15 protein-coding genes are annotated in these 14,106 nt (G+C 54.8%); 4 read left to right on the forward strand and 11 right to left on the reverse strand.

Annotation, left to right across the window (positions count from 1 at the left end; genetic code table 11):
- The first annotated feature begins 135 nt into the window (after positions 1-135).
- On the forward strand, positions 136-1,587 hold the full coding sequence (gene cls, locus NFU03_RS03870) for a cardiolipin synthase (RefSeq protein WP_251636276.1): 1,452 nt from the start codon (positions 136-138) through the stop codon (positions 1,585-1,587).
- 64 nt (positions 1,588-1,651) lie between these two features.
- Here the strand turns inward: cls and NFU03_RS03875 are convergent, their stop codons facing one another.
- Complete coding sequence (locus tag NFU03_RS03875; RefSeq protein ID WP_251636278.1) at positions 1,652-2,524, reverse strand: M15 family metallopeptidase; 873 nt, start codon at positions 2,522-2,524, stop codon at positions 1,652-1,654.
- A gap of 184 nt (positions 2,525-2,708) precedes the next feature.
- Here NFU03_RS03875 and NFU03_RS03880 point away from each other — a divergent pair, with 184 nt between their 5' ends.
- Entirely contained in the window at positions 2,709-3,863 is a 1,155-nt protein-coding gene (locus NFU03_RS03880; RefSeq protein WP_251636280.1) for an MFS transporter, read from the forward strand.
- A 51-nt stretch (positions 3,864-3,914) separates the two neighbouring features.
- Here NFU03_RS03880 and NFU03_RS03885 read toward each other — a convergent pair whose 3' ends face one another.
- The 3 genes from NFU03_RS03885 to NFU03_RS03895 form a co-directional block, all read right to left on the reverse strand.
- Positions 3,915-4,160: a hypothetical protein gene (locus NFU03_RS03885; RefSeq protein ID WP_251636282.1), complete on the reverse strand. Its 246-nt coding sequence runs from the start codon at positions 4,158-4,160 to the stop codon at positions 3,915-3,917.
- A 90-nt stretch (positions 4,161-4,250) separates the two neighbouring features.
- On the reverse strand, positions 4,251-5,105 hold the full coding sequence (gene yidC / locus NFU03_RS03890; protein WP_251636284.1) for a membrane protein insertase YidC: 855 nt from the start codon (positions 5,103-5,105) through the stop codon (positions 4,251-4,253).
- Positions 5,106-5,346: 241 nt separating this feature from the next.
- Positions 5,347-5,721, reverse strand: a complete 375-nt coding sequence (locus tag NFU03_RS03895; RefSeq protein ID WP_251636285.1) for a hypothetical protein — start codon at positions 5,719-5,721, stop codon at positions 5,347-5,349.
- A gap of 180 nt (positions 5,722-5,901) precedes the next feature.
- On the opposite strand from NFU03_RS03895, the gene NFU03_RS03900 reads away from it, so the two are divergent.
- A complete protein-coding gene (locus NFU03_RS03900) occupies positions 5,902-6,402 on the forward strand; it encodes a GNAT family N-acetyltransferase (RefSeq protein ID WP_251636286.1) in 501 nt (166 codons plus the stop codon).
- A gap of 49 nt (positions 6,403-6,451) precedes the next feature.
- On the opposite strand, the gene NFU03_RS03905 is transcribed toward NFU03_RS03900, so the two are convergent.
- From NFU03_RS03905 to mntR, 5 genes are all read right to left on the reverse strand, one after another.
- On the reverse strand, positions 6,452-6,937 hold the full coding sequence (locus NFU03_RS03905) for a DUF4064 domain-containing protein (RefSeq protein WP_251636287.1): 486 nt from the start codon (positions 6,935-6,937) through the stop codon (positions 6,452-6,454).
- A 129-nt stretch (positions 6,938-7,066) separates the two neighbouring features.
- Entirely contained in the window at positions 7,067-7,348 is a 282-nt protein-coding gene (locus NFU03_RS03910; protein ID WP_251636288.1) for a GNAT family N-acetyltransferase, read from the reverse strand.
- Positions 7,349-7,414: 66 nt separating this feature from the next.
- Positions 7,415-8,299, reverse strand: a complete 885-nt coding sequence (locus NFU03_RS03915; protein ID WP_251636289.1) for a DUF1002 domain-containing protein — start codon at positions 8,297-8,299, stop codon at positions 7,415-7,417.
- A gap of 57 nt (positions 8,300-8,356) precedes the next feature.
- The gene (locus NFU03_RS03920) at positions 8,357-9,217 is read right to left on the reverse strand and encodes a CvfB family protein (protein ID WP_251636291.1); all 861 of its coding nucleotides are present in this window, start codon (positions 9,215-9,217) and stop codon (positions 8,357-8,359) included.
- A gap of 37 nt (positions 9,218-9,254) precedes the next feature.
- Positions 9,255-9,662 (reverse strand): transcriptional regulator MntR, encoded by a 408-nt coding sequence (gene mntR / locus NFU03_RS03925; protein ID WP_251636293.1) that lies wholly within the window; start codon positions 9,660-9,662, stop codon positions 9,255-9,257.
- A gap of 135 nt (positions 9,663-9,797) precedes the next feature.
- Here mntR and NFU03_RS03930 point away from each other — a divergent pair, with 135 nt between their 5' ends.
- Complete coding sequence (locus NFU03_RS03930) at positions 9,798-9,953, forward strand: lmo0937 family membrane protein (protein ID WP_251636295.1); 156 nt, start codon at positions 9,798-9,800, stop codon at positions 9,951-9,953.
- A 44-nt stretch (positions 9,954-9,997) separates the two neighbouring features.
- On the opposite strand, the gene NFU03_RS03935 is transcribed toward NFU03_RS03930, so the two are convergent.
- Together NFU03_RS03935 and NFU03_RS03940 are read right to left on the reverse strand one after the other, a co-directional pair.
- Positions 9,998-11,107: a GNAT family N-acetyltransferase gene (locus NFU03_RS03935; RefSeq protein ID WP_251636297.1), complete on the reverse strand. Its 1,110-nt coding sequence runs from the start codon at positions 11,105-11,107 to the stop codon at positions 9,998-10,000.
- A 466-nt stretch (positions 11,108-11,573) separates the two neighbouring features.
- Complete coding sequence (locus tag NFU03_RS03940; RefSeq protein ID WP_251636299.1) at positions 11,574-13,961, reverse strand: penicillin acylase family protein; 2,388 nt, start codon at positions 13,959-13,961, stop codon at positions 11,574-11,576.
- Positions 13,962-14,106 lie beyond the last annotated feature (145 nt).

Below are 14,106 nucleotides of genomic sequence, written 5' to 3' on the forward strand. Positions count from 1 at the left end.
TCATTACAAAACAAATTTCTTATGTTGTTTTCGCGGGACGGTCCGATCTGATTCCTATGTACCTTTATAAAGAGACATTCGACCTTGTTCATGTATACTATAGGAATACGTACTGAATAAGAAAGGTGGCTGGAAATGACCGGTATAATCGGCGGGCTGACGGTCGCAATCCTGATCCTCAACATTGCCCTCGCTGTCATCCTGATTTTTTTGGAACGCCGGGACGCTGCGGCGACCTGGGCATGGCTGCTCGTCCTGTTCTTCATCCCGCTTTTCGGGTTCATCATCTACCTGCTGCTCGGCAGGCAGCTGCGCAAACGGCATCTGTTCCGCTGGTCCGGACGCGACCGGATCGGGATCGAGAAGCTGATCGACTATCAGATGGAAGCGATCGAAGATGAAACCTTCGACTTCCAGCTCGATGATACGGCGCACTACCATGATATGATCTACCTCCATCTGAAGAACAACCATGCGGTGCTGACACAGGACAATGACGTGGAGATCTTCAATGACGGGGCGGCCAAATTCGAGTCGCTGCTCAAGGATCTGGAGGCAGCGAAAGACCATATCCATTTCCAATATTATATTTTGCGTCTCGACAAACTAGGTTCGAAGATCATGGAGATCCTTGTGAAAAAGGCGAAACAAGGTGTGAAAGTCCGGGTGCTGTTCGACGATATCGGCTCCCGCGGGCTTCACGTGAAGCATCTGAAGGAGCTCACCGACAATGGCGGTGAGGCGGCGGCGTTCTTCCCCGCCCTCCTGCCGCTCATCAACCCGCGGCTGAACTACCGGAACCACCGGAAGATCGTCGTGATCGACGGACGGATCGGCTACGTCGGCGGTTTCAACGTCGGCGATGAGTATCTCGGCATGAGCAAGAAGTTCGGCTACTGGCGCGATACACATCTGCGGATCGAAGGCAGTGCAGTCCATCCGCTGCAGACCCGCTTCCTGCTCGACTGGAACCAGGCGCTGACGTCCAGCGAAGTCCAGTATAATGACCGCTACTTCCCGGCGATCCCCCGTAAAGGCTCCGTCGGGATGCAGATCGTCTCGAGCGGCCCCGACGCGGAATGGGAGCAGATCAAAGACGGATACTTGAAGATGCTCTTCATCGCCAAGGAGTATATTTACATCCAGACCCCGTACTTCATACCGGATGTGAGTTTCCTGGATGCCCTCCGGATCGCGTGCCTGTCGGGCGTCGATGTCCGGATCATGATCCCGAACAAACCGGATCATATGTTCGTATACTGGGCGACGTACTCCAATCTCGGCTCCCTGCTGAAGGCGGGCGCCCGTGTGTACATTTACGAGAACGGGTTCATCCACGCCAAGCAGATCGTCGTCGACGACGAGTTGTCGACGGTCGGGACCGCCAACATCGATGAACGCAGTTTCCGTCTCAATTTCGAAATCAATGCTTTCCTGTATGACCGTGAGAAGTCGCGGGAGCTTGCGGAGCTGTTCGAACAGGATATCCAGCTGTCGACGGAACTGACCTACGACATGTATTTGAACCGCTCGCGGCTCATCAAAGTGAAAGAATCCGTATCCCGGCTGCTGTCTCCTATTCTGTAGGCAGGGTTGTCTTTATGAAAAAAAACTGCACGGAAAAGGGGATAACCCTTTCCGTGCAGTTTTTTCATTCCAATCCAAGATACTCTTCGAGTGTGCTGTTCTCCTTGAAGATTTCGTCGGCCACTTCTTTACCGACGTACCGGAAATGCCAGGCTTCGTGCATATAGCCTGTGATGTTCTCCTTGTTTTTCGGATACCGCAGGATGAACCCGTACCGGTGGGCATTCACCTGAAGCCATTTGCCCGCCTCGGTCTGGCCGAATGATTCGGATGCCCAGTGCTTCTCGTGGTTCACTTCACCAATGTCGAACGCAAGGCCTGTCTGGTGCTCGGAATAACCCGGCCGCGCACTGTAGCGGTCGGCCGCTTCCTGGCCGTCGCGGTCCGCATAGCGGGTGTAGAGCGTCACTTGGTACTCAAATGACCGGAATGTGCTGAATGCCGTCAAGTTGTAGCCGGACAGCTTCGCTTCAGCAGCCATTTCCTCGAAAGCATCACGCGCTTCCTTGTTTTCACCCGGTGCGAATTTTTCAGGCAGCGGATGCTTCTTGTTGGCGATCAGGATCCCGTTTACATAAGTCGGTTCAGTCGGCAATGTCTGTCCCTCCACATATCCTCCGTCGAATGGCTTCGCCGGTTCTTCTGCCTGCTCAGGTTCAGACTGAGGCTGAGGCTCTTCAGGAACCGCAGTATCCGCCGCCTCCGGTGGTTCGTTTTTTCCAGGCTGCGCCGGCATGTCTGCAGGGGTGCCGGTCTCCGGCTGTTCCGCTGAAGAATCCGCCAGCCCCGCCCGCTCCAAAGTTTTCGTGACATCCCAGTCATTGACACCTATCCATATGACAATGGCGGTCAGGGCAGCTGCTATCACTGTCAGGGCTGCTATCCGGCCCTTCGGCTGCTGTTTGCCCGTCCGCCTTCTGGTTCTGCTTCGTTTCATGTGTGTATTGCCTTCTTTCGTCGTCTTTGACACGCTGTATTGTATATTCCGGAATATTACAAGTTCATTACAGAACAGTCCGTTTCATAGTCTACCATCATTTTCGGCCAGCGACTACTATCCCTTCTGAAAAGTATGCTATGATTGCCTTTTCAAGACGACTTTTCAGTGAAGGATGAACCTTATGAACAATCAGCGCTGGCTGTCCGCCAGTTTTTTCGTCTTCTTTTTCACGTGGGGCATCTTCCTGCCGTATTGGACCGGCTGGCTGACCCTCGAGAAAGGGCTTTCCGTCTCCGGGGCAAGTGTCATCATGGGGATCGGCATGACCGCCCGTGCGCTCACGACATTCCTCGTGTTCCCGCTGCTGACGCAAAAAGCGGCGCTCCGGTCCGTGACGCAGCTGCTGGCTGCCGTCTCTCTCGTCCTTGCCGTCCTGTACGTGCCGCAGTCACCGATTTGGGTGCTGGCGCTCATCACGATCCTGTTCAGTGCCATCTATCCGATGAGCCTGCCGGCTGCTGAAAGCGGTGCTACACTGCTCATGCAGTCCGGGCATATCCATTACGGGAAAAGCCGTTCGTTCGGTTCGATCGGGTACACGGCCGCACTCCTCCTCGTAGGGGCGGCGACCACCGCCTGGGGAGAACAGTCCATCCTGTACCTCATGATCGCCGGTCTGGCCGCAGCCTTCCTGTTCTACCTGCGCCCCGCGCCTCCTGTGCTGCATACGCCGCCCCAGTCCGCTGGCGGTTCGGGTGAACAGACGAAATTACGGACGCTTTTCCGGACGAAAGGATTCCTGGTCGTCACGATTCTCGCTGTCCTGCTGCAAGGGGCGCACGCGGCCTACTACAGCTTCGGCTTCATCTACTTGGACGACCTCGGTGTCTCAGGCCTGTGGATCGGGGTCATCCTGAATGTCGCCGTCCTGTTCGAAATCGTATTTTTCCGCGTTTCGGACAGGCTGCTTGCGAACGTCCGGGTATCGACAATGTTCCTGGTCGCCGCATCGGGATCGACGGTGCGCTGGATCCTCGTCTGCCTGTTCCCTGTCACGTCAGTGTTCGTCGCAACTCAGGCGCTTCACGCGATTTCGTTCGGCGTCGCCCATTATGCATTCATCCAATACATATCGACCCGTCTGCCGAAACAGCAGGTCGCTTCTGCACAGGGGATGTACGCCGCCTTCGCCATGAGTTTGAGCACGGCCTTCCTGACGGTTCCGGCCGGTTATCTGTATGACGTGTCACCGGGACTTGCCTTCCTCGGCATGGCCGTCTGTACGGTCCCTGCCATCTTCATCGTCCTGGCGACCCGGAAGAAGCTTGCCTACTGAACAAAAAAACGGAGCAGCTGCACATTGTGCACAGCTGCTCCGTTTTCGTATTCAGATAAGGCGCAATAGCAGGATGACCGCGAACGCAACGCTGAAGAGGACGGACAGCCCCTGCATCCAGCGGGCTTCCCGGACCATCCCCTGGCCGCGGAACTGTTTCGCACGGGCACTGTTGGTGAGAGCGAACAATGCCGTCATGCCGAGCACCGCATTCCGGAAATCCAGTTTGACGATGAAGAACAGCGAAAAGATACCTGCCGCCGCAATTCCGATTCCATATAGCCATCTGCTGTTCATACACGATCCCTCCGATCTGCCCGGATCCGCGCCGGGTTTCCGGTAAAAAAGAAGCCGGAAGAACTGCTCCGGCTCACTTCTCCAACATTCTTACTTACCTTTTTTCTTGTCCTTCTGCTGTTTCTCTTCGACGGGATCGACAATCTCCACATCGACTTTTCCGTCCGGCTCGACTGCAAGTTCCGCAGCCGTGTGCTTATAGTAGAATTTCCGTCCCAAGTACGTCTGGAAGATCATGAACAGACCACCCACTGCCCAGTAGAGCGGAAGGGCTGCCGCCACCCGGTATGAGATGAACATGATCATGATCGGGGAAATATAGATGAACAGTTTCATCTGCTGTTTCTGCTGTTCCGGCATCGTCCATAGAGACACGCGCGCCTGCACAAAGTAGACGGCACCGGCGATCAGCATCATGATCATATCCGGTTTGCCCAGTTCGAACCAGAGAAACTGATGGCTTTTCACGGTTTCATCGGCATACAGGATTGCAAAATACAGTCCCATGATGATTGGCATCTGGATGACAAGCGGCAGGCAGCCCATGTTGAGCGGGTTGACGTTATGCTTGGAATAAAGACCCATCATTTCCTGCTGCAGCTTCATCTGTTCTTCTTTGTTGCCAGCTTCTTTTGCCGTTTTCATGCGCTTCTGGATGTCTTCCATTTCCGGTTTCAGCGCATCCATCTTCACTTTCATCTCTTGCTGGGACTTATAGTTTTTCAGCATGAGCGGCATGAGGATGAGTCGTATACCCATCGTGATCACGATGATCGCGAGTCCATAGCTGCCGTTGAATGCCTCTCCGAGATTATGCAGCAGCCATTCCATCGGTTTAACGAATATGCCGTAAAATGTACCGCGCTGTTCCTGAACACTTGTACAGCCGCTCAAAAGGACGGCAGCCGTCGCCAACATCGTCACGAATCCAATTCTTTTTTTCACGAAATCCACCTTCACTATTTTCAAACTATCAGTAATCCAAGTCCACGGTCGCCCTTGAATACTAACGGGATTTTCCTGTTCCAGACTGTCCGTTGTCTACCAAAAAGTATACCTCAATCGGAATGACAATTACAATCAAACCCTTCACGAAAATGGAGCGGCTGTCCTGTGGCACGACAAAAAGCCCGCTCCGCATACTGCTGGCAGTATACGCGGCGGGCGGCCGGAACATGTACGGATGTCAGGACTTATCGGAATCCGCTTTCGCTTCTTTCGATTCGAGCTTGTCTGTAATGCTCTTGTCCTCTTTCTTATGGTAGAGTCCGTCGTATTCCGACTCTTTGCTCGTGTCTTCAACTTCCTGGTTGTAGTAATGCACGCTCGTCTGCGCGCCTTCACTCACCATTTTGTTATCCTGGAAATCGTACGGATCGGACATCCCCGTCTTCGTGGCATCCGAGAAATCGGCTTTTTTCGATTGGACAAACGAGTCCACTTTCGTCATAAGGTTGTTGACGGCAACCTGTGCTTTATCACGGTTCTCTTTTTTACTGAAATACGCGTATGCACCGGCAGCAAGTGTCGCCAGCAGAAGCCCATTACGTTTTTTCGCCATGTGGATCAATCCTCCAGATTTTTACTTACGTTTTTAGAATCGGTTATATAGGAAGTATACCCCGAATCCGGCGGACAAAACTACGTGCACATTTCATTTTCGTGACAACTCTGACTTCCGCTAGTGTTCGCGTTCCCCGTTTGTTATGATAAAAGAAAGGAATGACGAGGTGAAAGCGCAGTGATCCGACAGATGATTGAAGAAGATATCGCAGCTGTTCAGCACATTGCCCGCGTGACTTGGAAAGATACGTACACGGAAATGCTGCCCGACTCGGTGCAGGAGGCGCATCTGGACAGTGCCTACTCGGCGCCCATGGTCGCGAAGCGGATGGAGAAGACGGAAATGCTCATCGCAGAGGCGGACGGACGCCCTGTCGGCTTTTTGAATATGACGTATGCAGATTATGACGGTGATTCCGAATTGACGGCGCTGTACATTTTACCGGACTACCAGCGCCGCGGATTCGGACTGGAGCTGTTCCAGGGGGCGCTGTCGCTATTGGAGGATGCTTCGCAGCTGTTCGTCTACGTCGACGATTTAAATGATCCGGCAAAGGCGTTCTATGAGCGGCTCGGCTTTGAACTGCTCGAAGTGTTCGAGGAACAATTCGAGGGCATGCCCGTCGAAACAGCGCAATATGTCTATCCGATCCGCCGCCCCGCCGCCGTCTGTGTATAATGGAAAAAAACCGCAGCATCCGTTTTCAGGATGCTGCGGTTTTTAGGTTTTACAACGGACGCATGCCGTCTTCAGATGGCGGTGTGTCCGTGATGACCGGGTCATGGTACGCTCCCGGCGGCAGCGTTTCTTTCCGGGTCAGGCACATGATGCCGGCAATGTAGAGCAGGATCGACGTAAGCGTCAAGATCCCACCAGTCAGTCCGGCAAGGATGAAGAGGATACCTGCGAGCTTCGGATTTTTGTTGTTCCAGATTTTAATAAGAGCAATAATATTCAGCACCAGACTGATGATGCAGAAGACGACCAGAAGCCAGAGGAACCCTCCGAGCCCATCCAGGATATTGAATATCATGTCGATGTCACCCTGTGTCATTGCAGGATCCGAGTAGAAATCCATTTCAAGTTCTTGGCGGAATTCTGCATTCGTATTCATCATCCGGAAGATGACTGCCCCGAAAATGCCGCCTGCTATGCTGATCACTGTAAATACGATACCGATTATGCCTAAAACGCGTTCTGCCGTTCGGCTCAAATTTATCGCCTCTCTTTTTCTTTTGATAGTTACGTATACGCAGCGGGACACAAAACGTTTCATATAATTTTTTCGGCTTTGATAAAAAACGGACTGTCCGGTTGTTCCGGCAGCCCGCTTTCCTGTCCGTTACGCTTTCACGTCGTTGTATTCCTCATATCGGTTGAACGCCGACACGACATACGAGCAAACGGCTTCCATCTTGTACTGTTTCTCCCTCGCATACTCCGCTGCGCGGTCGAGCAGTTTCTTCGCCACGCCGCCGCCCCGCAGATCCTCGGACACGTACGTATGGTCCATCACCATGACATCACCAAGAAGAGTCCATGTAATTTCCGCTTTCGTCTGGCCATCCTGTTCATAACGGAATGCATAGGCATCGCCGCCCAGCTCTTTCAATTCAAACTCCATGTATGCCGCCTCCTTTTTCACTTATGCTATCAGAAAACCGTGCCAGTTCAAACAGGGATGCACCCGTCACTTGAAGATCGACTTCACAGAGTCGGCAAGTCCGCTGAAGAATTCTTTGACTTTTTCCCAGAAGCCCGGGTCGATATCCCCGAATTTGTCTTTCACTTTCGACGCCATGTCGTTCAGCTGGTCGGACAGCTTTGAGAAGTCGATGTCCAGGTTGCGGATGCGGTCCATCAGATCGATGAGCAGCTGGCGGTCTGCGTCGCTCAGTTCGATCTTGTGCTTGTCGAGCTGTTCCTTGACGATCTTCTCGACCTCTTCTTTCGACGCCGGCTTATTATCCGCAATCTGCTTCTTAATATCCGTCAGCAGTCCGGCGACCTGGTCTTTGTCGACCCCTTCACCGGAAAGCTTCGTCGCCACTTCGAGTTCGTCGTTCGCAACGTCCGTCCGTTCCTTGTCGAGCGTTTCCCCGCTCACTTCATACGCCTTATAGATACCGACGAGCGCGGAATGGCCCGATACTTTCTTCGGAGCCGCCACTTCGACTTTCGCGTCTTCGATCCCGGCCGTCAGCATCGCTGTCGCATACATATCGGGCGTCACTTGTGTAATGTTATCCTGCGTGACGATCGTGATGACGAGCCCTTTTCCTGCATCCTGCCGCATGATCTTCGCAGAGGAGTACATGCGCGCGTTCGGATCGCCGTCTTTGATGTAGGTGACGAGATCTTTTCCTGTCACTTCGATCTCTTCCACTTCAGCTTCTTCATCGACGCGCAGGCTTTTCTTCACGCTTGCCCGTTCGTCTTCCGAAAGATTGGCGCCATAGACGACAATCGGCACACCGAGTTTCTCATTGATGGATGAATCCGCCGAAGCTGTGCCCGGCGCGAGAAGCCCGGCTGTCAGCATTACGGCAATGCCTGTTGTCAGTATTCGTTTCATAAGCGTCTGCCCCCTTGTTTCCAATACATACGATTCCGGCAGTGAAAAGGTTCCCCGTCATTCGTTCAAAGATGTCCAGCCGTCCTGCTGCACCACTTTGCGGTCTTTCATCAGCCGGCCGAGCGCCCGCTTGAAGGAGCCTTTGCTCAAACCGAACATTTCCGAGATCTCCTCAGGAGTCGATTTGTCCGTGAACGGCATCTTGCCGCCGGCTTCGTGCAGATAGCCGAGGATCATTTCAGCATCATCATCCAGCCGCTCCTGCTTCCGCGGCATGAGCGAGCCGTTCAGCGTGCCGTCCTTCTGTACGTCGATCACCCGGACGGTCAGTTCTTCCCCGAGACGGGGTTCCGCAAGCATCTCGCTTTCATGGACGAAAATCCGGTAGTTGTCCGGGATGCTGAGCAGGAATGCTCCGACCGGCAGAAGCCGGTACGGACGCGCAGTCAGGTCTTCATTCATGCGCCACGGTTCTGCAAGTCCGATTTCCTCCAATACCCGTTCCTCGGTCGCGAGACGCCCGAAGATGTTGCCGCCGAGGTCGGTACGAAGCGTCATATAGAGCGCATCGTCGGTTTTCGGCCACAGTTTCCGGATGCGCGGCAGATCGGCCCTGTTGACGAGCACTTCGAAGGAAGCGCCGATGTCGACATATGCCCCTTCTTTGTCATCGACACGCAGCACACGCGCCCAGCCGTATGTGCCGACCGTCATGGAAGGGAGCTGCATCGTCGCCGCCAGTTCCCCGCGCCGGTTCATGAATAGGAAGACGTCCACATCTTCACCGGGCTGGAGGGTTTCCGGCGCTTCCGATGCGTTCATGTAAATTTCCTGATCTCCGAGTTTCAGCAGCCATCTGGAGCCGCTCAGCTCCGCCAGCCTGACAGATTGGATGGTGCCTGCGTATAAATTAGTCATAATGATCTCCCATTTCCTTTAATGTGTTTGTTCAAACTCAGCTGTTCCGTTCCTTCAGTGCCGTGACGAAATCCTGGTCTTCCTTCATCGCCTGGACGAGGTCGGTGATCCGGTCCATGGCGTTCCAGCTCAAATGGTGCTCGATCCCCTCCACGTCTCCGTAGATATTCTCTTCTTCCACGCCGATGATCCGCAGGAACTGCTCCAGCAGTTCGTGCCGCTGCACGAGACGCTCCCCAAAATTCCGGCCGCGGCCGGTCAGGGAGATGTCTTTGTAGCGCTCATAGATGACGTACCCTTCCTTATGGAGCCGCTGCGCCATCTTTGTGACGGAGGATGGCAGGACGGAAAGGGATTCCGCGACATCGGACACCCGCGCCTGTCCTTTCGCTTCGATGAGCAAGTAAATCTGTTCGATATAATCTTCCATACTCGGTGTTGCCAATCCAAGCACCTCCAGGGGGCATTTGTATTGCATTTTTTCAAGTTGTCCCAGTTCCGGGGGTTTACATTATTTTAGCCCGGGGTATCTAAACAGCATAACCAATTCAATCACTTGCTGAAAGGAGTGAATCACATTATGGGTAGATTACTTTGGATTATCATTGTAGCACTAATTGTATTCTGGGTGCTCGGCCTGGTTTTCAAAATCGGCGGAGGACTAATTCATATCCTGCTGGTAATCGCGTTGATCGTGTTTATCTTGAACCTGATTACAGGTCGAAGGGGAGTGTAAAGAAAGGGATGCCGGGTAACAGTCCGGCATCCCTTTTTTGCTGTTCAATTACAGGTTATCGCGTAGACCGCCGTGTCACGGAGCCGGGTTCCGTCCGCAGCCCTGCCTTCGTTCTTCAGGATCCCTTCGAGTTCGAACCCTAGACGTTCTGCCACTTTGCGGCTTTTGCTATTCTCCGTATCACATCGGATTTCCACCCGGCAGGCGCCGAGCTCCTCGAATGCAAACGCGCAGATCCGCTCCGCCGCCTCCGTGATGTACCCCTTCCCTTCATGGCCTTCCGCAGCCCAATAGCCGATTTCCACTTTAGGCACCGTCCAGTCGATGCGGTGCAGGCCGGAAGAGCCGACAAACTCCCCTGTCGCTTTTTCGAACAGATGGAAGCGCAGATCCCTCTTGGTGATGAAGTCCGCGATCGCCTGCCGGGTCGTTTTTTCCGTCTCCGCGAGCGTCGGGATATGCTGCGCCCATTCCATCCACTGCTTGAGCCTCGGCAGCGCCTGGACGACCGCATTGTTGACATCGGATACGTCGCTCAGGGACGGCATCCGGATCAGCAGCCGTTCGGACTCGAAACTGTCAGGGAAATCAGGGATGTCCGGAATGCTCGGCACGTCTTCTCCGCTGTCTTCCCAGACGACCGGCGTCTTTTTGCCTGCCATGTAGTCCTCACGGGTGATGCCGTACGTGATGGCGTCGTAATACCGGTCTTCCGCCGGCGAGAACCACGCCTGACGGAGATGACCCTCTTTGACGAACCCCGCCCGCTCGAACGTTTTCCGCATCGCGAGGTTGTCCGAACGCGTATGGCCTTCCAGCCGGATCTTCCCTTCCGGCAGGCCGAACACATAATCCGTAATGAGCCGGAGGGCGATGGCGCCGTATCCCCTGCCGCGGTACCGGTCCGCGATCCGCAAGTCGAACAGCGGGATTTCGTCCTGCAGGTCGTGGATTTTCGCGATGCCGACCTTTTCGCCCTGATCGTTGACGAGCCAGAAGGTCTTGACTTCGTCCGACTCGTAGCCGCCTTCCCTGATCGCTTTTTCGATCAATTCGCGGCCTGCATCCTGCTGCCCGTGAAACGGCCATGTATTCGTCGTCATAAAATGGATGAGCTGTTCCTGCTCGACCATCGTCCATTCGTACAGTTGCATCGCCAAGTCCTCCAAACTATTTTTGTCCTATTGCAAACATAATAGTTTCTGTGCCCGTTCGCAACGTTTTTCGGTTCGGGACGGTGCTTGTGAGTGGAGGGAGTGGGTTTGTTGCTGGGGCGGGCACTAGACGGCGGGCTTTAGTGACCGGTTTTTTGATTTTATTGCAAGTGCGGGCACTTGAGGTCGGCTTTAGTGACCGGTTATCTGATTTCATCGTACGGACGGGCACTAGACGGCGGCCTTTGTGACCGGTCTTCCGGTTTTATCGGCATTCCGGGCAATAAGGGACGGCTCTTGTGACCGCGGGAATGGATTTGTCGCATGGGTGGGCACTAGAAGCCGGCTTTTGTGACCGGTTTTTTGATTTAATAGCAGGCACGGGCACTAGGCTGCGGGCTTTAGTGTCCGGTCTGTCGGATGAACAAAAACCCCGAGGCATTATGCGCCCCGGGGTCCCTTGTCGTCATTTCGCTTTCAGTGTCAGCACATGGCCATTCTGGATGGTTCCATCCGTGACGGTCGCATGGTAATCCCCGTTCACCCAGTCATCCGCCTGGTCGTGGAACCATTCCGACTTCAAATGGCCGCTCTGTCCCGGGCCGACGATATGGTAGGCTTTCGACAGATCATCGAGGTCTGCGACGAAGCGCCAGGAGGCTCCGTGATTGGCACTGCCGTCCGGTTTGAACGAAGCGGCCTGCACGGTGATGCCCGATCCGCCGACAGGCTGCCGCTCAGGATCGAGGAACTTCGCAAGCAGCGGTGACGCGCTGGAGAGCGGATGCGGGAAGACGAGCTGGTGGTAGTCCCCCCACTGCCACTTATCGGCTTTGTCGCCGTATTCCTCTTTCAGTCCGGCGACCGTCTTTTCGAATGCATTGTACACCCATTGGTCGACTCCGCCATAATCCGCCACCCAGGACGGCGGATCGCCTTTATACGAATTGCGCAGGAACTGATCGGTCAGCTGCGGCTTGCCGGGCATGAAGGAATACACATCCGCCGGCATATCCGGGGCAAACATGAGATTCGGCAGTTCGTTCATCCACTTGTGGAAGATGAGCGGCTGCGCGGCATCCAAGGCATCGACCTGGTTCCACTCCTCCATCTGCTTGAGGAGGGAGGAATAATGATTCTTCCTGTCCAGTTTGCGGACGGAGGCGAGCATCTCCCCGAGGAACTCCCCGGCCTGCAGGTTCTTCTGGTCCATCTGCAGCGCCATCATGTCTTCCGCCGTGAAATCATCGCGCTCCCCCAGCACTTCGGCGATCCGCTCATAGCGGTACGGCTGCGCCCAGAACTTCGTGATGTGGTACGGATAGGAGCTGTCGACCACTTCGTTGTTCGCCGTGGCGACGAACCCCTCTTCCGGGTTGACGACTTTCGGCAGTTCATCATAAGGAATATAGCCGTCCCAGCCGTATTCGGATGAATTCCCGGGCACCGGAAGCTGTGCATCCCCTTTTTTGCGGATCGGGATCTTGCCGTTCGCTTTGTAGGCGATCGTGCCGTCTTTCGAAGCGAACACGAAATTCTGCGCAGGTGCGCTGAACGCTTCGAGCGCTTTCTCGAACGACGTCCAGTCCTTCGCCTTGTTCAGGTCCATGACCGCTTCGAGCTCGTTACTCGGCTCGAGTGCAGTCCACTGCATGGAGAACACAGCGCTTGGTTTTTCCTTTTCATAAATGATGTCGGTGATGACCGGTCCGTGGCGGGTGACGAGCACGTTGAACGGCACATCGTCCTCGCCTTTGACACGGATCGTTTCGTCGCGCACTTCGGCCTGTTCCCATTCGCCGTCGTATTCGAACTGCGTCGGATCGTCTGGGTTCGGTGTTTCGATGTACAGGTCCTGTACGTCCGGCCCGACGTTCGTCACGCCCCAGGCAATTTCGTCGTTATGGCCGAGGATGATGCCCGGAATACCGGCGAAGATGACACCGCTGACGTTCTGCTCCGGCGAGGTCAAGTGGATCTGGTGCCAGACGGACGGCGTGCTGAGTCCGAGGTGCGGATCATCCGCCAGAAGCGGAGCGCCTGACTTCGTCTTGTCCCCGGAGACGACCCAGTTGTTACTGCCGTTGAATTCATACGGCTGGGCGTCCGGATCGAACTGTCCCGCCACCGCGACGGGATTCGCCCGGTTCGCTTCCATGATGGACTCGGCATTCTCCGGATAGGTGATGAACAGCTCCTTCGCTTTCTCCTCTGAGTATTCGTTGAGCGCCCAGTGACGCATCGCCTGCGGGGCCCATCTTCCGCCGAGGTCGTACGCCATGTATTTGCCGATCGTCAGTGAATCGGCCGGTGTCCATTCCTCGGGTTCATAGCCGAGCAGTTTGAACTCCGGTGACAATTTGCCATTGCCTTTCACTTCCTTGATGAATGCATTGACGCCTTCCGCGTACCAGTCAAGAACATCCTTCGCCTCGTCACTGTACGTATCATACGATTTCTCAGCGGCGTCGCGGAGGCTGAATGTCCGGAACTGCTTGTCGGTGTCAATCGCCTTCGCGCCGACGACCTCTGCGAGACGCCCGCTTGCCTGCCGGCGTGCCAGATCCATCTGGAACAGCCGATCCTGCGCGTGGACATAGCCCTGCGCGCGGTATAAATCGGCGTCGGATTGCGCCTCGATGTGCGGCACGCCGTTCTGGTCGCGCGTCACGGTGACATCGGCGTCGAGTATGGCGACGGCCGCCGTCCCCTCGATGACCGGCTTCGACTTGCCGATGTAAACGTTTACAAATAGGAGTGCAGCAGCGGCCAGCACGACGAGCGTGCCGAGCGTCCACAGCCCGATTTTCAGCGGGCGGCCCTTCCTTTTTCTATGTCTAGCCTGTTTGCCCATTTCCTTCTCCCCTTTTTTGAAGCTTCTTCCGTATATATTCGCGATGGATGAAGAAAATCCCTTTCTGTGGGAAAGGGATTGGCTGGTGCGTGTTATGAGCGGTTTACCGGGGGTTATGAGCGCTTTCCGCGATTTAAGAGCGTTT

Source organism: Sporosarcina sp. NCCP-2716 (assembly GCF_023707985.1).
Taxonomy (GTDB): domain Bacteria; phylum Bacillota; class Bacilli; order Bacillales_A; family Planococcaceae; genus Sporosarcina.